The organism is Kineosporia babensis (assembly GCF_021129305.1).
Classification (GTDB): Bacteria; Actinomycetota; Actinomycetes; order Actinomycetales; family Kineosporiaceae; genus Kineosporia; species Kineosporia babensis.
Window position 1 is genome coordinate 230,001 of sequence record NZ_JAJOMB010000011.1, and the last position, 17,853, is coordinate 247,853.

The 17,853-nt window shown below is 71.5% G+C and carries 15 protein-coding genes, 1 tRNA gene and 1 riboswitch; of the genes, 4 read left to right on the forward strand and 12 right to left on the reverse strand.

Annotation, left to right across the window (positions count from 1 at the left end):
• Positions 1 to 323 precede the first annotated feature (323 nt).
• The 3 genes from LR394_RS21240 to LR394_RS21250 all read right to left on the reverse strand — a co-directional run bounded on the left by LR394_RS21240 (position 324) and on the right by LR394_RS21250 (position 3,014).
• Positions 324 to 1,304 (reverse strand): CAP domain-containing protein, encoded by a 981-nt coding sequence (locus LR394_RS21240; protein WP_231444619.1) that lies wholly within the window; start codon positions 1,302 to 1,304, stop codon positions 324 to 326.
• A gap of 177 nt (positions 1,305 to 1,481) precedes the next feature.
• A complete protein-coding gene (locus LR394_RS21245; protein WP_231444622.1) occupies positions 1,482 to 2,174 on the reverse strand; it encodes an enoyl-CoA hydratase-related protein in 693 nt (230 codons plus the stop codon).
• Between the two features lie 15 nt (positions 2,175 to 2,189).
• Positions 2,190 to 3,014, reverse strand: coding sequence for a crotonase/enoyl-CoA hydratase family protein (locus tag LR394_RS21250; protein ID WP_231444624.1), 825 nt, complete (start codon positions 3,012 to 3,014; stop codon positions 2,190 to 2,192).
• A 108-nt stretch (positions 3,015 to 3,122) separates the two neighbouring features.
• Here LR394_RS21250 and LR394_RS21255 point away from each other — a divergent pair, with 108 nt between their 5' ends.
• On the forward strand, positions 3,123 to 4,169 hold the full coding sequence (locus tag LR394_RS21255; RefSeq protein ID WP_231444626.1) for a PHP domain-containing protein: 1,047 nt from the start codon (positions 3,123 to 3,125) through the stop codon (positions 4,167 to 4,169).
• A gap of 147 nt (positions 4,170 to 4,316) precedes the next feature.
• On the opposite strand, the gene LR394_RS21260 is transcribed toward LR394_RS21255, so the two are convergent.
• From LR394_RS21260 to LR394_RS21280, 5 genes are all read right to left on the reverse strand, one after another.
• On the reverse strand, positions 4,317 to 5,654 hold the full coding sequence (locus tag LR394_RS21260) for a cytochrome P450 (protein ID WP_231444628.1): 1,338 nt from the start codon (positions 5,652 to 5,654) through the stop codon (positions 4,317 to 4,319).
• Between the two features lie 68 nt (positions 5,655 to 5,722).
• Positions 5,723 to 6,019, reverse strand: a complete 297-nt coding sequence (locus LR394_RS21265) for a GroES family chaperonin (RefSeq protein ID WP_269329545.1) — start codon at positions 6,017 to 6,019, stop codon at positions 5,723 to 5,725.
• Between the two features lie 40 nt (positions 6,020 to 6,059).
• Complete coding sequence (locus tag LR394_RS21270; RefSeq protein ID WP_231444633.1) at positions 6,060 to 6,359, reverse strand: DUF3618 domain-containing protein; 300 nt, start codon at positions 6,357 to 6,359, stop codon at positions 6,060 to 6,062.
• Positions 6,360 to 6,378: 19 nt separating this feature from the next.
• Positions 6,379 to 6,843 carry a thioredoxin-dependent thiol peroxidase gene (gene bcp / locus LR394_RS21275; protein WP_231444635.1) on the reverse strand — a complete coding sequence of 155 codons (465 nt, stop codon included), beginning with the start codon at positions 6,841 to 6,843 and terminating at the stop codon, positions 6,379 to 6,381.
• Positions 6,844 to 6,875: 32 nt separating this feature from the next.
• Positions 6,876 to 8,660, reverse strand: a complete 1,785-nt coding sequence (locus LR394_RS21280) for an ATP-binding protein (protein WP_231444637.1) — start codon at positions 8,658 to 8,660, stop codon at positions 6,876 to 6,878.
• Positions 8,661 to 8,837: 177 nt separating this feature from the next.
• Here LR394_RS21280 and LR394_RS21285 point away from each other — a divergent pair.
• The 3 genes from LR394_RS21285 (at position 8,838) to LR394_RS21295 (ending at position 11,545) form a co-directional block, all read left to right on the forward strand.
• A tRNA-Leu gene (locus tag LR394_RS21285) sits at positions 8,838 to 8,919 on the forward strand.
• Positions 8,920 to 9,082: 163 nt separating this feature from the next.
• A complete protein-coding gene (locus LR394_RS21290; RefSeq protein ID WP_231444639.1) occupies positions 9,083 to 9,775 on the forward strand; it encodes a DUF6308 family protein in 693 nt (230 codons plus the stop codon).
• Between the two features lie 149 nt (positions 9,776 to 9,924).
• Positions 9,925 to 10,038, forward strand: a riboswitch (SAM riboswitch).
• A 34-nt stretch (positions 10,039 to 10,072) separates the two neighbouring features.
• Entirely contained in the window at positions 10,073 to 11,545 is a 1,473-nt protein-coding gene (locus LR394_RS21295) for an aminotransferase class V-fold PLP-dependent enzyme (protein WP_231444641.1), read from the forward strand.
• A gap of 47 nt (positions 11,546 to 11,592) precedes the next feature.
• Here the strand turns inward: LR394_RS21295 and LR394_RS21300 are convergent, their stop codons facing one another.
• The 4 genes from LR394_RS21300 to LR394_RS21315 form a co-directional block, all read right to left on the reverse strand.
• Complete coding sequence (locus LR394_RS21300) at positions 11,593 to 13,995, reverse strand: putative bifunctional diguanylate cyclase/phosphodiesterase (protein ID WP_231444643.1); 2,403 nt, start codon at positions 13,993 to 13,995, stop codon at positions 11,593 to 11,595.
• A gap of 84 nt (positions 13,996 to 14,079) precedes the next feature.
• Complete coding sequence (locus LR394_RS43095) at positions 14,080 to 15,702, reverse strand: molybdopterin-dependent oxidoreductase (RefSeq protein ID WP_231444645.1); 1,623 nt, start codon at positions 15,700 to 15,702, stop codon at positions 14,080 to 14,082.
• Between the two features lie 7 nt (positions 15,703 to 15,709).
• Positions 15,710 to 16,378, reverse strand: a complete 669-nt coding sequence (locus LR394_RS21310) for a response regulator (RefSeq protein ID WP_231444647.1) — start codon at positions 16,376 to 16,378, stop codon at positions 15,710 to 15,712.
• Positions 16,375 to 17,775, reverse strand: a complete 1,401-nt coding sequence (locus LR394_RS21315) for a sensor histidine kinase (RefSeq protein ID WP_231444649.1) — start codon at positions 17,773 to 17,775, stop codon at positions 16,375 to 16,377. The genes LR394_RS21310 and LR394_RS21315 overlap by 4 nt, the downstream gene beginning before the upstream one ends.
• Between the last annotated feature and the right edge of the window lie 78 nt (positions 17,776 to 17,853).

The following is a 17,853-nucleotide window of genomic DNA, read 5'->3' on the forward strand; positions in this document are numbered from 1 at the left end:
CCAGGCCGGTCGGCGCTGGGATCGCGGGGCGTTGCACCAGCCGCGACGCGTCAGTTTACGCAGTCCGGAGGGGCTCGCGCCGGGCCTATGGCAGAAATGTCCTGAGACGCAGCTGAGAGACACTCACGCGGCGCAACCCCGGTAAAGGCTCGCCCCCGAGCCAACCGCGTGCTAAACCTTCCGGAGCGTGAGGTTTTGTCCCCTCCGGGGTGAGACCGCGCACACGCTCCTGCGGAGCTCCTCGCACGACTTCCGGGGCAAATGCGTGAGGCCGGAACGACCCCGGACAGGTCGTTCCGGCCTCACGTCCGGTACGGGTGCGGTCACGCCGGCTTGGCGAAGACCTGGGTCCAGTAGTTGCCGTTCTTGGCCAGGCCCAGCCCCATCTCGGTGTAGTCGCAGTTGAGGATGTTGGCCTTGTGGCCGGCCGAGTTCATCCAGCCCTCGACCACGGCCTCGGCGCTGCCGTAGCCCTGCGCGATGTTCTCGGCGGCGGCACCGAACTTGTACCCGGCATCGGCCATCCGGTCGAACGGGCTGCGACCGTCCTGGCTGTCGTGGCTGAAGTACTTCTTGGCCGCCATGTCGTCGCTGTGGCCCTGGGCGGCGGCGTTCAGCTTGGAGTCGAGCTTCAGCGCGGTCTTGCAGCCGTTGCTGGCGCGCTCCTGGTTGGTCAGCTTCAGCACCTGCTGGGCGGCCGAGCCACCGGTGCTGGGCGCGGTGGTGGTGGACGGCTTGTCGTCCGGGGTGCTCGGCGCCGGCTCGGGCTTGCCGGTCGTGGGCGAGGCGCTGGAGGTGGGCTCGGCGGCCGGCTTCTTCTTGGTGTTCTTCACGGTGAACGTGGAGGTGGACACCGTGGCCGACTTGCCGGCCCGGGAGGTGAGCACGCTGACCGTGTACTTGCCGTTCGGCAGCTTCTTGGTGTTGAGCTTCAGCGCGTAGGGCGCCTTCTCGTCCTTCACCACCTGGCGCTTCTTGCCGTCCACGACGAACACCACCAGGCTGCCGGCGCTGACCTTCTTCGGACCCTTGACCGTGTAGGTGCCCTTGACCGTGCCCAGGTCCTTCGGGGTCTGGGCGGCGACCGCCAGGGTGGCCTCCGGCTCCGGGGTGGTCGCGGGTGCGGTGGTGGCCTCGGGGGTGGGCGCCTCGGTGTTGAAGTTGGCCGAGGCCAGCTTCGTCTCGTCGGAGGACGAGCCCCCGAACAGCTTCGGCCCGAGGAACACGGCCACCAGCGCGATCAGGGTCAGCGGAGCCAGGACGAGGATGGCGTTCCGCGTCCAGTTCGTTGACTGACTGTGCATGAGAACAAAACTCCCGAAAGTGCTCGCGGTGGCCGATTCCGTTCCGGACGCTAACACCGGCCCGAGTGCGGCGAGAATGCCGAAAAGCGCCTCTGACCTCGTCACCTGCACTGTTCTGGCGAGGCTTAACACTGATTTGCCGGTGGCTTGTGACCACCCGCGAGTACTACCGCCGGGTCAGAACATCGGCCGGATCAGCAGGTCGGGGGATTCGGTGTCGTGCAGCGCGGCCAGGGTGGGGGCGTACATCCGCTGCTTGATCAGCCCCAGGGTGGCGCCGGCCCGCGGGGCCAGCTCGGCCGCGTACTTCACCGCGCTCGGCACCACCGCCTCCTCGGCCGCGGTTATGTCCACCAGGCCCACCGCCTGCGCCTCGAGGCCGCCGAAGCGCCGGCCGGTGATCATCGCCTCGTGGGCGGCGGCGACCGGGAGCCGGCTGCGGATCAGCGAGGTCATCGCCACCGTGAACGGGATGCCGATCTCCACCTCAGGCAGGCAGAAGAAGCCGCGGTCGGCGCGCATCAGGCGGAAGTCGTGGGCCAGGGTGAAGATCGCCCCGGCGGCGAAGGCATGGCCCTGCACCGCGGCGACCGTGGGGACCGGCAGCTCCAGCAGCTTGGCGAAGAGCTGGTGCACGGCGATCACGTAGTCGGTGAAGCGCTGGTCGTCCTGTTCCCGCAGCCACTGCAGGTCCAGGCCGTTGGAGTAGATCCTGCCGGTGGCGGTGGTGACCAGCGCCCGCGGGCCCTCGGTGTGGGCGACGTCCTCCAGCAACCCGCTCACCGAGGTCAGCCAGTCCGGGTGGAACACGTTCTCGCCGTCGCCCAGGTCGAGCAGGAAGACGTCGCCGGTCCGGGTCAGGCTGGGCATGCTCTCGGATCCTCCTCATCGGCCGGTGAACTCCGGATCACGGCGCTGCGCGAACGCGGTGACCGCCTCGATCAGATCCTCCGAGGACATGAACGCCGCGTTCCACGCCGCCACGTGCTTGAGTCCGATTTGCACCCTACTCGCCCGCTCCGCGTCCAGGACCTGCTTCACGCCCTGAACTGTCAGCGGTGGGTTGGCCGCCACCTGCCGGGCGAACTCGTGGGCCGCCCGCAGGGACTCCTGCGGGCCGGGCAGCACCTGGTTCACCAGCCCGATCCGGGCGGCCTCGGCGGCGTCCACGTCCTTGCCGGACAACGCCAGCTCCCGCAGGTGCCCCTCGCCGATGATCGCCGGTAGCCGGTGCAGGCTGCCCAGGTCGGCGACGATCGCCATCCGCACCTCACGCACGCTGAACCGGGCCTGGGCACTGGCGTAACGCACGTCGCAGGCGGCGATCAGGTCCACCCCGCCGCCGATGCACCAGCCGCTGACCGCCGCGACCACCGGCTTGCGGCACTCGGCCACGGTGCTGACCGCGTCCTGCATCGCCCGGATCTCCCGGTGCAGCTCGGTGCGCGGCCCGGCCAGGCCCGGCTGCCCGCTGAACATGTCCTGCCAGCGCCGGGCGAAGGCCTCCAGGTCCAGGCCGTAGCTGAAGTGCTCGCCCGAGCCGGTCAGCACCACCGCCCGCACCGACTCGTCCCGGTCCAGCTCGGTGAACACCTGCGGCAGTTCGGTCCAGAAATCCGGCCCCAGCAGATTGCCCTTACCCGGCCCGAGCAGCGTCACCTCGGCGACCGCTGCCTCCTGCCGGACCCGCAGCGAAACCAGCTCGGCCATGCTGACCTCCGTCGTCGACGCCCAGAACCCGCAAATCATGGCCACTGTAAGTCGAACCGCCACGGTGCGGCAGGATGAGCCCACCGACAGTGATCCAGGAGGCGACCCATGGCAGCACCGTCAGCGCCGGACCAGCCTGATCGTGACCCGGTCAGCGATCTGCGGCGGATCGCGTTCCTGCTCGAGCGCTCGCTGGCCTCCTCGTACCGGGTCAAGGCGTTCCGGGGTGCGGCCTCCGCCCTGCTGCCGCTGGAGCCCGAGCAGATCCGCACGGCCAAGCTCACCGACCTCAAGGGGGTGGGCGAGAAGTCGGCGGCGGTGATCGAGCAGTCGCTGGCCGGGCAGGTTCCGGACTACCTGGCCAATCTGGAGCAGGAGGCGCGGCAGCCGCTGGCCGAGGGTGGCGAGGAGCTGCGGGCGGCGCTGCGCGGTGACTGCCACAGCCATTCCGACTGGTCCGACGGCGGCTCACCGCCGGCCGAGATGGCCTGGACGGCGAAGGAACTCGGGCACGAGTACCTGGTGCTGACCGACCACTCACCCCGGCTGAAGGTGGCCAACGGGCTGAGCGCCGATCGGCTGCGGCGCCAGCTGGACGTGATCGAGGTGATCAACCAGCAGCTGGCCCCGTTCCGGGTGCTGACCGGCATCGAGGTGGACATCCTGGACGACGGGACGCTGGACCAGGACCCGCAGTTGCTGGCCCGGCTGGACGTGGTGGTGGCCAGCGTGCACTCCAAGCTGGCGATGCCCGGCAAGGCGATGACCCGGCGGATGATCGCGGCGATCGAGAACCCGCACACCGACATCCTGGGGCACTGCACCGGCCGGATGGTCAAGCCTCGGGAGGGCCGTAACCCCAAGGGCCGGCCGGAGTCCGAGTTCGATGCGGACGCGGTGTTCGCCGCCTGCCGGGAGAACGGCACCGCGGTCGAGATCAACAGCCGCCCCGAGCGCCTCGACCCGCCGCGCCGGCTGCTGCGGCAGGCGGTGGAGGCCGGCTGCGTGTTCTCGATCGACACCGATGCGCACGCGCCTGGTCAGCTGGACTGGCAGATCATCGGCACCTCACGGGCCCAGGAGTGCGGGGTGCCGGCCGAGCGGGTGATCAACACCTGGTCGGCGGAGGAGTTGCTGGCCTGGACCGGGAACTGAAAGACCCCGCCGGGAGTGACCCGCGCTGCGTCCCTGACACGCAGCCCGCATCCGCTCCCGGCGAGGCATGAGAAAGCCTCTACCATGACCGGCTTTCTCGGCAACGTAGTTGGCACTAAAGCAGCAAATGTTGTCGGTCCGTGACGTTCATCGCCGCGGGATCAGCGCCAGTGGCAGGCCGTTTTTCGGCCGCAGCGTGACCAAGGCCTCTACCACCGGCTCCCGGGCCCCCGCGGGCCGGCGCACCGCCCGGTCGCGCAGCAGAGAAGCAAGCAGCAGAACGGATTCCAGCAGGGCGAAGTCACGGCCGATGCACAGCCGGGGCCCGGCGCCGAACGGCAGGTAGGACGGGTGACGATCGCCCTCGCCGGGCCCGGCGCCGAGGAATCGCCCCGGATCGAAACGCAGCGGATCGGGCCAGCTTTTCGCGCTGCGGTGCAGCAGCCAGGGGCTGACGATGACCAGCGTCCCGGCCGGCACCTCCACCCCGTCGATGGTGTCCGGGCCGCTCGAGCGCCGGGTGATCACCCAGGCGGGCGGGAACAGCCGCAGCGCCTCGTCGATCACGGCCCGGGTGTACGTCAGCTGCGGCACGTGCTGCCACTGCGGCCGTTCGCCGGCCAGCACCTGGTCGAGCTCGGCGTAGAGCCGTTCCTGCACCCCAGGGGACCCGGCCAGCAGATGCAGGGTCCAGACCAGGCTGGAGGCGACCGTCTCGTGCCCGGCGATCACCAGGGTGACCAGCTCGTCGCGCACCTCCTGATCGCTCATCCAGGGCTCCTGCGGCTCCTGCCCGTGCCCGGCGGCCCGCAGCAGCATGCTCAGCAGATCCGGATCAGAGGACGTCAGGGGCTGGCTGAGGCGGCGATCGACGATGGCGGCGGTGGTGCGGTCGAGAGTCGCCACCGCAGAACGCATCCGGCGGGCCGAACGGGTGGGCAGCCGGCCCAGCGGGCCGGCGGCCAGCGGTGAGGTGGCGCGGGCGATCACCTGGCGGGTGGCCCGCTCGACGGCGTGCACCAGATCCTCGCCCGCATCGGCCAGGTCGTCGGCGAACAGGGTCTTGCCGACCACCGTGATCATCGCCCGCATGATCGCCGCCTCGGCGTCGATCGGGGTGTAGGCGGGCACCTGGTCCCAGGCCGCCCGCAACTGCTCGGCCGCCTCCACGGTGGAGGCCGCCACCTGCTCCAGCCCACCGTGGTGGAAGGCCGGCTGCAGGGTGCGGCGGTGCCGGCGCCACACCTCACCGTCGGAAGTGAGCAGGCCGGAGCCGGTGACCAGGGACAGCGAGCCGTACTGGATCGTGGCCTTGGTGTAGTTGCGGTGATTGCGCTGCAGCACGTGCCGGGCCCCGGCCGGGGTGTTGACCAGCAGCACCGGCGTACTCGGCATCGGGAACGCCACCAGGTCGCCGTGCCGGGCCACGGTCCGCTCCAGCCAGGCCGGAGGGTTGCGCATGATCGCCGGGACCCCGGTGATCATGTCCAGCGGAAGCGGGCCGTCGGCGTCGAGCGGGGTGTAACGGGCGTTGCGCCGGGGGGCTGACGAGGTCAGAGGTACAGCCCCGTACGGTCGTCCTCCACCCGGGGAGCGGCCACCGCGTGGATGTCCCGCTCGCGCAGCAGGATGTACTGCTCACCGTGCAGTTCCACCTCGGACAGCTCCTCCGGGTCGTACAGCACCCGGTCGCCGACCTGGACCTGGCGCACGTGCTGGCCGATCGCCACCACCTCGGACCAGGCCAGGCGCTTGCCCACCGAGGCGGTGGCCGGGATCACGATGCCCGCGCTGGAGCGCCGCTCCCCCGCGTCCTTGTCCAGCGAGACCAGCAGCCGGTCGTGCAGCATGCGGATCGGGAGCTTGCCCGCGTCGTTCAGGGTGCTCACCTCAGCCACGGCTCCGGGAGAAGATCAGGACCCCGGCGAGCACCACGAACGCCCCCGCCACCGCCGCCAGCCGCTCGGTGCGCAGTTCCCCCTCGGGGGTGTGGGTGACCGACTGCACCCGGGCCGAGACCAGCGCGGCGCCCTGCTGGGCGATCGCCTTGGGGTGGGCCCGCCCGCTCAGCTCGTCGATGGTGGCGGCCAGCCGCTCGCGCCGCATCTGGATCTGCTGCTCCAGCTCCGAGGGGGTGCCGGTGATGGTCTCGTTCTCGCCCGGTTTCGGGCCGGGCCCGTTCTCGCTCATTGCTGCCTCTCTCGCGATGTCAGACCCCGAGGGTCTTGCGCAGCGACGCGACGTGCCCGGTCGCCTTGACGTTGTACTTGGCCAGCTCGACCTTGCCGTCGGCATCGACCACGACCGTGGAGCGGATCACGCCGACGACGACCTTGCCGTACAGCTTCTTCTCGCCCCAGGCACCGTAGGACTCAAGCACTTCGCGCTCGGGATCCGACAGCAGCGGGAAGGTGATGGCGTCGCGCTCGACGAACTTGGCCAGCTTGGCCGGCTGGTCCGGCGAGACGCCGAGCACGGCGAAGCCCTCGGCCCGCAGGGCGTCCAGGCTGTCGCGGAAGTCGCAGGCCTGCTTGGTGCAGCCCGGCGTCATCGCGGCCGGGTAGAAGTAGACGATCACCCGGCGGCCGGCGAAGTCGGACAGCGAGACCTCCGAGCCGTCCGCAGCGGTCAGGGTGAACGGCGGGGCGGGGTCGCCGACCTCGAGCTTGGCCACGATTTTTACTCCTCTGCGCAGATCGGCAAAGCCTACCGGGAGCCCGGTTCGTAGCAGCACGACATCCCCGTGCGGATCTCGGCCCGCAGGCGTCGCCCCAGCTCGGCGTGCTGGACCTCGATCCGCTCCAGCGCCCGGCGGATCGCCTTGGCCACCGCCGTGCGGGCCCGCTCCGCCGACCCGGCGAACTCCCGCGACCGGCCGCCGCGGCCGGTCGCCGCCGCCAGCTCGGCGATCAGCCACTCCCGCTCCTGCCGGGCCCGGGCCGCCCGCTCCGGAGCCTCTTCCTGCCAGCGCTCGGCCTGGGCCGCCAACTGCTCCAGCCGCCGCCGGTACTCCTGCCGGGCCTGCGGGTCGAGCACCGGCTGAGCGCTCTCCTCACCGGTCCCCACCAGCTCGGCCACCGGAACCGCCCGGCCCGGGTTGGCCAGCAGCACCGCCAGGTGCGCCATCCCGACCAGGTCTTCCACCTCGAGCGCCTCGGCGCCGAACTCCAGCCGCCAGCCCTGCTGCTGCCGGGTGCATTTCACCGCGACCGGACCACCGTGCCCAGCCTGCTGCCGGTACCGAAGTGCGGTAGCAACGTCCTTGGTTCGACCCCGTGCCTCAAGAGCAGCCGCGAGCGCCAGCCGGGACGAATCCGCCGCCGGCCGGTGCCCGATCGCCAGGTTGTCCGCCACCGCAGTGCTGAAACACTCGATCGCCCGGTCGATCTCACCAGCGAAAACGGCGGCTGCACCCAGCGCTTCGGAGGCCGATCCGAAGCAGGACACCCCCAGGCTCGCCATCACCGGAAGCCTGGCGAAGGGTTTCAGCTCGGCCGCGGCCCGGGCCACCAGGTCGTGCTCCCCGGCCGCGATCCCGGCGTGAATCATCGCGTGCAGCACCAGAAGTCGCGAACTGTTGCTGGGCAGGTCCTCCGGCGCCCCCAAACGGCCCAGCGCCTGGTCGTTCGGCGCCGAGACCAGGGCGAGCGCAGCGAAATGGGCCTGGTCGAAGGTGCTGAGCGAGGGCGAGTGCGCCGCCCGGCGGATCAGCGGCGCAAGCTCAGCGGCACGCCCTTGGTACCAGCGAATCGTCAGCATTTGCAGCACGTACCAGCCTTCGGCATCCGCATCCCCGGCCCGGATCCCCTCCTTCGCGCACAGCTCGGCGGCCGGTTCGGCCTCGTCGAAGCGCCCGGCCCGGATCAGCAGCATGGTCTCCAGCGCCCGCAGCACGAACCGGGCGGCCAGATGCTCACGCCGTTCGAGCAGCGCCCGCAGTTCGGCCAGACCTCGCTCGGCGTTCGGATCGGCGGCCAGGAAGAGGTCCACGCAGTGCCAGAGCAGACCGCTGACCAGGTCACAGTGCCGCCCGGTGAACGAGGCGACCTCGATCAACCGCAGGGCCAGTCCCCGCCGGTACTGGTCCTCGCCCGGCCCGAGCAGGCAGTGGTGGGCCAGGCTCAACGCCTCGGCCAGGGCCACCGGATCCCCCGCGCGCTCGGCTTCGCGCAATGCGCGCAGCACCCGGGCGGTACCGGCATCGGCGTAGTCGGCCTCGGCGGCCAGCCGGATCCGCAGCCGCAACGCCCGGGGATCGTCCGGCGGGATAACCCACAGCGCCTGACGTTGCAGCGCCCTCACGGCCAGTGACTCGGTCAGAGTGCGGTGCTCGTGCACCCACATGCCGCCCAGCCCCAGCGCGGTCTCGGCCAGTGTCTGCGGATCGGCCACCTCCGCCAGCGCCGCCGCGTGCTCACGCCGGCTGCGGGCAAGATCGCCCTCTTGATGCAGCGCTCGCCGCCCCGCCGCCAGCGCCCCGCTCGCCCGCATCGCCCGCCCCCTCGCCGCCGCCTCTGCGACAGCAGAGAACAGCGGCGGAGCGGTAGATACACGTGCCTCAGGTACGGGTGGAGGCCACCGGAGTCGTGCCGGGCCGCAGTGCCGCCCCCATCGATGGGCCACCGCTGTTCCACGCCGGTCGCCGGAGGCTCTAGGCTGGGCTGCGTCGCGCGAGTGGTGTAATTGGCAGCCACGCAGGATTTAGGTTCCTGTGCCTTCGGGCGTGGGGGTTCGAGTCCCCCCTCGCGCACTTCAGTACCCCTGGCGATCTGCCCCTTCGGGCAAGTGATCAAAATCCGCAGCCGATTGGCCGCAACCTCGGCACCGGTACGCAGCGTCCTACAGATGGGCCGGCCTTGTGCCGACTCGATCGCAAGCAGCGCCGGATGCCTGAGGGACGGGATCAGAATCGAGTGACGACGGTACGCGTGGGGCGGTTCAGCGTCTCCCAGACCCAGGCCGAGAACTGGCTTCTCGACGACACCGCGATGAACAACGCCCGGTGCGGTTATCCGGCGTACGAGGAGTACCGGGCGCAGCAGTGGAGCGGGCCGCTGGAGGACGCCGATCTGCTCGCCCCGGTGCTGCTGGAGAGCCCGGTCCCGCCGGAGTCCTACAGCTGGCTGCGCGAGCGGCTCCCGGCCCTGAACCGGGCGCTGGAATCGATCGCGCCGAACGCCGACATTGCCTCCTCGGCAACGCCTCTCGAGCTGATTGCGCCGCTCTTCGACGGGCTCGGCGAGCCGGGTGGCGAGGCGGTCGGGATGCCGGTTCTGGCCGGGGTTCTACACCGCAAGCGCCCACGGTTCGTCCCTTTGTGGGACGCCCGGATCCGGGCCTGTTACTACGGTCCCGACGCCCCGGTCACACCGGTCGGCGAGCGCTCCCCGGGGCAGTTCGCGACGGCCGTCGCCGCTGCCGTGCGGGCTGACCTCGCGGTCGCACCGAACCTGTGGAAGGGGCTGGCCGGCATCGCCGACCGGCCTCCGATCACTCCCCTGCGAGCACTGAGCATCGTGGCCCGGCACCTGGGGGACAGCACGGGCGTGGTTCCCGAGCAGCGCGAGCCGACGCCCGGCCTGAGTGACATGTACCACAACCCCTGATTGAGGACGTCTCTGCTCCCCTGTCGAATGGTGGCGCACCTGCACGGGTTTCGGCAGCCGTACGAAGAACTCCCTCGCGCCGTCTCGCAGGGCGAGACCGTCGGGATCACCCCTTGAGCGTTTCCAGAACGTCACCTAACGTGGACGTAGGTCATGAGCGCCAGCGACAAGCCCCGGCTCGCTGGCCGGCAACCCTCCTCCGCGGTGGGGTGCTCCGGGTGAAGACCTGGCGGTGGCCAAACGGTCCGCCGCAAGCGCGGACCCGTGCCATCGGGTCCCTGACCCGAGGAGTTCGCTATGTCCACATCCTTCCGCAACACCCGTTACCGCCAGGCCTCCCAGGGCGTCGTCACCCCGGCCGGCGGGATCTCGACCTTCACCTCCCCCGAGGCGGCCCGGGTCAGCGAGCCCACCACGGCAACGTTGGCACCGGCCCGGCTGCCGATCGGGCCGCTGCTGCCGGTGGTCGGCGGCAACCTGGCCACGCCGCTGGCCGGCGGCCGCACCGCCCGCGCGGTGAACCTGGACTACGCGGCCAGCGCCCCGGCCCTGCAGGCGGTGGCCGACCACGTGACCGAGGTGCTGCCGTACTACGCCAGCGTGCACCGTGGGGCCGGTTACGCCTCGCAGGTCAGCACCGCGCTGTACGAGAGCGCGCGGCAGACCGTGGGCGCCTTCGTCGGAGCCCGCGCCGACGACCTGACGATCTTCACCCGCAACACCACCGACGCGCTGAACCTGCTGGCCAGCGCGGTTCCGGAGGACGGCGAGGTGCTGGTGCTGGACGCCGAGCACCACGCCAACCTGCTGCCCTGGACCAGCCGCCGGCACCGGCTGATCAACACCGCCGGCACGATCACCGAAACGGTCGCCGCGCTGGAGGCTGCCCTGACCGAGCGCCCGGCCGCGCTGGTCACGGTGACCGGCTGTAGCAACGTCACCGGCGAGATCCTGCCGATCGCCGAGATCGCCCGGATCGCCCACGCCCACGGCGCCCGGATCGCGGTGGACGGCGCGCAGCTGGTGCCGCACCGCAAGGTCGACATCGCCGCGCTCGGCCTGGACTACCTGGCCTTCTCCGGTCACAAGCTCTACGCCCCGTTCGGCTCCGGCGTGCTGATCGGCCGCTCCGACTGGCTGGACGCGGCCCAGCCGCACCAGGCCGGGGGCGGCGCCGTGCGCGCGGTCAACGCCGAAGGCCAGGCCGACTGGACCACCGGGGTGGCCCGGCACGAGGGCGGTACCCCGAACGTGCTGGGGGCGGCGGCGCTGGCCGCGGCCTGCCGGGCGATCGACGAGCTGCCCGAGGGTGCGATCGAGGAGCACGAGGCGGCGCTGTCGGCCCGGCTGCTCGAGGGCCTGGAGCAGATCCCCGGCGTGCGGGTGCTGCGGGCCTGGTCCGACAGCACCGACCGGGTCGGCGTGGTCGGCTTCACGGTCGAGGGGCACGAGGCCGCACGGGTGGCGGTCTACCTGTCCGCCGAGCACGGGGTCGGGGTTCGCGACGGCAAGTTCTGCGCCCACCCGCTGCTGAACCGGCTGGGTGTGACCGGCGGGGCGCTGCGCGCCAGCCTGGGCCTGGGCTCGCGCAGCGAAGACGTGGAGCGGCTGGTCAACGCCGTGCGCACGCTCGTCACCGAGGGCGAGAAGCTGCAGTACGAGCAGATCGACGGCGCCTGGACGCCGGTGAACGACGACCGTCCGGCCCCGAGCTGGTCCACCTGGGGTGCCACCAACCCGGTGGACAAGGGTTCTGAGTGCGGCTTCTGATCCACTTCTAGGAAAAGCCCCCGGCCCGCCCGGGGGCTTTCCTCGTCTCAGCTGGTGCGGCGCAGGTTCTCGTCGTCCGCGGCCTGCTGCGCGGTGATCGCCTCGGCGATCTGCGGCCAGGGCACCGGTCGTCCGTACAGCCAGCCCTGACCTCGGTCGGCGGCGACCGACCGGCACAACCCGGCCTCTTCCTCGTCCTCGATGCCCTCCATCACCACCTGGATCCCCAGCCGGTGCGACATCCGGATCACCCCGTCGACGATCGCCAGGGTCTTGGTCTCGGTGCTCAGGCTGCGGGTGAGCGACTTGTCGATCTTCAGCACCTGCACCGGCAGCCGGCGCAGGTAGCCCAGGGCCGAGTAGCCGGTGCCGAAGTCGTCGATCGCCAGTTCCACGCCCAGGCTGCGCAGCTCGGCCAGCACGTTGATCGCCGGGTCGCCCTCGTCGACCAGGATCGCCTCGGTGATCTCGACGATCACCTGCCGGGCGGGGATCTGCAGCCGGTTCAGGTGGTGGCGCATCAGCTCGACGAAACCGGGGGCGCGCAGCTGGATCGGTGAGGCGTTGACCGAGACGCTCATCCCGGCCCGGAACACGCCGGCCTGGGCGGCCTCGGTGAGGGTCTCGCTGAGCAGCTGCTCGCCGAGCGCGACCACCATCCCGGTCTGCTCGGCCACCGCGATGAACTCGTCCGGCGGGATCGGGCCGAGCTCCTCGTCGGTCCAGCGGGCCAGCGACTCGAAGCTGATCAGCCGGCCGTCGGCCAGACCGACGATGGGCTGGCCAACGGTGTGCACCGCGCCGGCCGCGATGGCCAGGCGCAGCCGGTGCTCCAGCCGTAGCCGGCGCTCCCGCAGGGCCGCCACCGGGCCGCTGTAGATCTCCACCGAGTCGCGCCCGGCCGCCTTGGCCGCAGCCAGCGCGGCCGCCGACTCGGCCAGACCCTCGATCCGATTACCCTCCGGCGGCCGATCGCCGTGGACCAGACGGCCCACCCCGACGCTGGCCGACGTTCCCGACCCGGGTGCCTCTCGTTCCAGCGCGGTACCGACGGCCTTGCGCAGGCGCTCGCCCAGTACCCCGCCGTCGTTCAGGTCTCCGGGGGCCAGCGCGGCGAACTCGTCGGCGCCGATCCGGGCCACCATCACCTCGGCCGGGCTGATCTCGCGCAGCGCCCGGGCCGCGGCCACCAGCAGCCGGTCGCCCGCATCCTGCCCCAGCAGGTCGTTGATCTCCTTGAACCCGTCCAGGTCGAGGGTGAGCACGCACCAGGGCCGGTCGGCGTGCTGCAGCTCGTCGATCCGCTCGATCAGGGCCCGGCGGTTGGGCAGGCCGGTCAGCGCGTCCCGGAAGGCCTGGCTGCGCAGCCGTTCGGTGAGCCGCAGCCGCAGGTAGGCGCTGATCAGCTCGCGGGTCAGGACCAGCAGGCCGAGCAGGGCGAACAGCGCCAGGCTGCCCCGGGCCAGGGCGTCCAGGCCCTGCGGGCGGGCCAGGGCCACCGCCACGGTCACCGCCGCGAAGGTGAGCACCACGGTGACCTGGGCGGCAACCACCTCCTGGCGGTCGCGGGTGCCGTCGGAGTCGGCGGTGGGGTTGGACCGGCGGTAGCGCACCAGCCCGATCGCGATCAGCGGCCAGGCCAGTGACCACAGCGCCATCGCGGGCCAGGGCACCTGCCGGCCTTCCGGGCCGAAGGCCAGCAGCATCATGCTCAGGTCGGCCAGGATGTGGCAGATCAGGCCGGGGATCGCGGGCCACAGCCGGCATTCGATGTCGCGCAGGCAGACCAGCAGCACGATGCCGAGGATCGCGCTGTCGGCCAGGACGATCACCCCGTTGATGGTGACGTCGCCGGTCAGCGGATCGCCCGGATCGACCAGCATGCTGCGCCAGCACAGCAGGGTGATCGCGCAGGCCAGCATCAGGGCGTCGAGGCCGAGGCGGATGCCGGGCCAGTCGCTGCTGGAGCTGCGCGGCCCGCGGATCAGCGCGATCACCCCGACCGGGGCGCCCAGGGCCGAGATCGCGTCGCCCGGGGCCGGATAACCGACCACGCCGTCGAGATGGTCCACCGCCAGCACCAGTTCGCCCGCGCCCCAGATCATCACGGTGATGCCCAGCAGCAGCCGGAACGCCTCGTACGGGTGGCCGGGGACCTTGCCGCTGCTCACCGCGGTCACCAGGGCGCCGGAGGCCAGCGCGCTGAGGCTGGTCATCCACAGCCCGTAACCGTCGGCCAGCGGGCCGGGAGCCAGACCGGCGAGCAGCATCGTGCTGAGGGCGCCGAGCACACCGAAGAGCAGCAGCAGGCTGAGGGCGGTGCGCAGCGCCGGTGACCGAGTGTGGTCCTCGGCGCCCGGGTGATCGGCCGAGCCCGGCTCACCCGATCGGCCCGCCGCCGGGGCGCCCACGGCCGCTTCCTGCATACGCAACGTATCGGTGCGATCCACGGGCGGCCAAAGCGGGCGAGGCGAATTCTCGATAACCCGAACTCTAGCTACTCCCGAGCACTCTGCGTGCCCGTTCGGGAGCAATCAGGCAACGCTCACCTCGATCGAGTCCCAGCCGGTGGCGCCGTCCGGAGCGGGCGGGGCGACATCCTCGACCTGGACAGCTCCGTCACCGTCGGTAGCCCGGACCTGGATCCGGTGGGAACCGGCCGGGGCGTTCCAGGACAGATACCACTGCCGCCAGGTGTCCACGCTCGCCTCGGCGCCGAGAGTGGCGCTCTGCCAGGGCCCCTCGTCGATCCGGACCTCCACGGCCTGGATGCCGCGGTGCTGGGCCCAGGCGATGCCGGCCACGGCGACCGTCCCGGCCGCCAGATCGGCGCCGTTCGCGGGCACGTCGATCCGGGAGGAAGTCTTCACCGGTCCGCGCTGCGACCAGCCGCGGGTGCTCCAGTAGGCCTCGGCCCGGTCGAAGCGGGTGACCTCGAGATCGACCACCCATTTCGTGGCCGAGACGTAGCCGTAGAGGCCGGGCACCACCATCCGGACCGGGAAACCGTGTTCCAGCGGCAGGGGCTGGCCGTTCATCCCGATCGCCAGCAGGCAGTCGCGGCCGTCGGTCAGCACCTCCAGCGGGGTGGAGGCGGTCCAGCCGTCCGAACTCTTGGACAGCACCATGTCGGCCTCGGCGCTGATCCCGGCCCGCTGCAGCAGCGGCCCGAGGGGCAGGCCGAGCCAGCGCGCGGTGCCGGTGAGGTCGCCGCCCACCTCGTTGGACACGCACATCAGGGTCAGGTCACGTTCCACCAGGTCGGCGGCGATCAGTTCGGCCCAGGTCAGGGTGATCTCGCGGTCGACGAGGCCATGGATGCGCAGGGACCAGTCCTCGGCCCGGAGCAGGGGCACGCTCAGAGCCGTGTCGATCCGGTAGAAGTCGGCGTTCGGGGTGATGAACGGCTCCATGCCCTCCACCCCGACCTCCACGCCGGCGGGCAGATCGGGGGCTGCGTCGGCCGGGCTGGGCAGCTTGATCGCCGCGCGAGATTCCTGGGCGCCCCGCAGCCGGGCGCCGAGCCAGTTGCCGACCGCGCCGGTGATCACACCCACGGCCAGGACCGCGCCCAGGCCGAGCGCCGTGCGCCGCCCGGCCAGTTGCTGCCTGGCCGGGTCTGATTGCCTGGCCAAATCTGGCTGCTCGGCCAGGCCTGGTTGCTCGGCCGGCTCTGGGCGGGCGGTCGGCTCTGGGTGGGCGGCGGCGAATTCGCGGACCAGGCCGGCCAGCACCTGCAGGACGTACATCCCCGCGGCGGCGCCGACCAGGCTGGGCAGGGCGGCCAGGGCCGAGGCTTCGGGACGGGTGGCGGCAGCGAACGCGGCCAGTGCGCCGAGGGCCAGCACCAGCCAGGTACCGGCCCGGCCGGCTCTGGCTGGGCTACCGGCCCGGTCCTGGACCGCGAGCAGGCCGGCCAGGGCCGACAGGAGCGCGGCGATCAGGTAGGCCACGGTCAGCAGGGCAAGCTTGTCGTGGGTGCCGAAGGTGCTGATCGCGAAGCTCTTCAGCCCGGCCGGGACGTGGTCCACCACCACGTCTCCGAGCGCGATGATCGGCGCGGCCGACGGGGTGACCAGCCCGGCGATCATCTCGGCCAGGCCCAGGGCGAAGATGCCGGAAACCAGGCCGGCCGCGGCGGCGAGAGGCTTCTTCACTGCTGCATCACCCAGCCTCCCCGGCCCGGACCAGACCGCTCTCGTAGGCCAGGACCACCGCCTGGGCCCGGTCACGCAGGTCCATCTTGCTCAGGATCCGGCCCACGTGCGTCTTCACCGTCTGCTCGCCCAGCACCAGGTGGGCGGCGATCTCACCGTTGGACAGGCCGCCCGCGATCAGGGCCAGCACCTCGGTCTCGCGCGGGGTCAGGGCCCGAAGCCGTTCGGTCGCCCTGGTGTCCTTGGCCGGGCGCCGGGCGAACTCCTCGATCAGCCGCCGGGTGACCGTGGGCGCCAGCAGCCCCTCCCCCGAGGCGACCACCCGCACCGCGGCGACCAGCTCGTCGGCCCGGGCGTCCTTCAGCAGGAAGCCGCTGGCCCCCGCCCGCAGCGCCTCGAAGACGTAGTCGTCCAGGTCGAAGGTGGTCAGGATGAGTACCCGGGGATGCCGGTCACCGGGCAGCGCCATGATCTGCCGGGTGGCGCCGATCCCGTCGAGATTGGGCATCCGGACGTCCATCAGCACGATGTCGGGCAGCATCGTCCGGGTCACGTGCACGGCCTCCACCCCGTCCGAGGCCGCTCCCACCACCTCGAAGTCGGGCTGGGCGGCGAGCAGCGCCGAGAACCCCTCCCGGACCATCACCTGGTCGTCCACCACCACGATCCGCGTCATGCCGTTCCTTCATCCCGCTTTCCGCCCGACCGGTTTCCGCCGGACCGCACACCGTCAGGAGCATCGCTGGGCAGGAACAACTGAACCAGAAATCCCTGTGCCACCGGCCCCACCTGCAGGCGCCCACCCACCGCGACCGCCCGTTCCCGCATCCCGATGATCCCGTGCCCGGTCTCCGGGGCCACCCCGACCTCAAGCCAGCCCAGACGATCGTCCGCCGATCTGGGCAACCCAGCCACGTGCGTCTCCGATTGACCAGGTAACCCGCTCAGAACCGCGAGATCCACGCCCCGTGCGTCCCCATGGCCCTCCAGTCGCACCGGCGCCCCCTGCGCATGCCGGGAGGCGTTGGCCAGCGCTTCCTGCATGATCCGGAAACCGGTGAGCGACCGCCCTTCCCGCAGCACCCCCAGGTCACCGGTGATCCGGACCTCGAGGTCGACCCCGGCCCGGCGGGAGCTCTCGACCAGGTCGTCGAGCAGGTGCAGACCGGGCTGCGGGGCGTTCTCGGCCTGGGTGTTCTCCTGCCGCAGCACGCTCAGCAGACCCCGGGTCTCGGTGAGCGCGGAGCGGGCGGTCTCGGAGATCGACAGCAGTTCCTCACGCGCGGCATCGCCCAGCCCGGGCACCCGGTACTGCGCGGTCTCGGCCTGCACCACCACCAGGGACATGTGGTGGGCGACGATGTCGTGCAGGTCGCGGGCCAGCCGGGCGCGTTCCTCGAGCACCCTGCGCAGGGCCCGTTCGCTCTCGCTGACCTCGGTCTGCACCCGCAGTTCCTGCCGGGCCCGCACCAGCCGCCCGGTGAGCACGCCGAACAGGACGATGATGGCCAGCCCGACCGCCCAGCCGTCGGCCTCGGCCCGTGGCAACCCCCACCAGAACAGCAGCACGGTCAGGAACCAGGCCCCGAGCGCCTCGGGCAGCGAGCGCCGGATGCCGGTGGCGAACAGCAGGGCGAACATGATCAGGCCCTGCACCACCAGCCAGGGCCAGGGGGCGTCGGCGGCGTCGGGCAGCACCACTCCCAGGACGAACGCCGTGGCCACGCTGAACATCAGGGCCTGGAGCGGGCGAGTGAGGACGAACAGCAGCGGGCCGGCCACCAGCAGGGCGACGAAGACGAACGGCGCGTAGCCGGTGACCCCGACGTCGTAGGTGGTCCCGGCGGTGCCGAAGGCGATCCAGAACATCGCGAAGGCGGCCAGCATGACCAGCAGCAGTAGCCAGCGCGGACCAGGATTGCGGTGCTGCGGATCGAGCAGGTGCACGAACGGGTCGCTCGCCCCGACCAGCGCCCGGCGCACCCGGCCGGGCCGGCGCACCGGCCGGACGGCCTTGGCCGGCTTGGGTGGCTTGGGTGGGCGGTCCTTCTTCCGCCGCCGGATCGCAGTCATGACGCGACTTTAGAGGGCACCCGCAGGACCCGTCGTCACTCCTGAGAGTTACTCGGTGAGGGGCCGCATCACTCCTTG

What these genes read in the sequence shown, in the direction of transcription:
- LR394_RS21315 (WP_231444649.1), bottom strand. Translation starts at nt 17,775, where the DNA reads ATGACTGCGATCCGGCGGCGGAAGAAGGACCGCCCACCCAAGCCACCC.
- LR394_RS21280 (WP_231444637.1), bottom strand. Translation starts at nt 8,660, where the DNA reads ATGCGGGCGAGCGGGGCGCTGGCGGCGGGGCGGCGAGCGCTGCATCAA.
- LR394_RS21270 (WP_231444633.1), bottom strand. Translation starts at nt 6,359, where the DNA reads ATGAGCGAGAACGGGCCCGGCCCGAAACCGGGCGAGAACGAGACCATC.
- LR394_RS21255 (WP_231444626.1), top strand. Translation starts at nt 3,123, where the DNA reads ATGGCAGCACCGTCAGCGCCGGACCAGCCTGATCGTGACCCGGTCAGC.
- LR394_RS21250 (WP_231444624.1), bottom strand. Translation starts at nt 3,014, where the DNA reads ATGGCCGAGCTGGTTTCGCTGCGGGTCCGGCAGGAGGCAGCGGTCGCC.
- LR394_RS21295 (WP_231444641.1), top strand. Translation starts at nt 10,073, where the DNA reads ATGTCCACATCCTTCCGCAACACCCGTTACCGCCAGGCCTCCCAGGGC.
- LR394_RS21265 (WP_269329545.1), bottom strand. Translation starts at nt 6,019, where the DNA reads ATGCTGCACGACCGGCTGCTGGTCTCGCTGGACAAGGACGCGGGGGAG.
- LR394_RS21245 (WP_231444622.1), bottom strand. Translation starts at nt 2,174, where the DNA reads ATGCCCAGCCTGACCCGGACCGGCGACGTCTTCCTGCTCGACCTGGGC.
- LR394_RS21310 (WP_231444647.1), bottom strand. Translation starts at nt 16,378, where the DNA reads ATGACGCGGATCGTGGTGGTGGACGACCAGGTGATGGTCCGGGAGGGG.
- LR394_RS21240 (WP_231444619.1), bottom strand. Translation starts at nt 1,304, where the DNA reads ATGCACAGTCAGTCAACGAACTGGACGCGGAACGCCATCCTCGTCCTG.
- LR394_RS21260 (WP_231444628.1), bottom strand. Translation starts at nt 5,654, where the DNA reads ATGATCACCGGGGTCCCGGCGATCATGCGCAACCCTCCGGCCTGGCTG.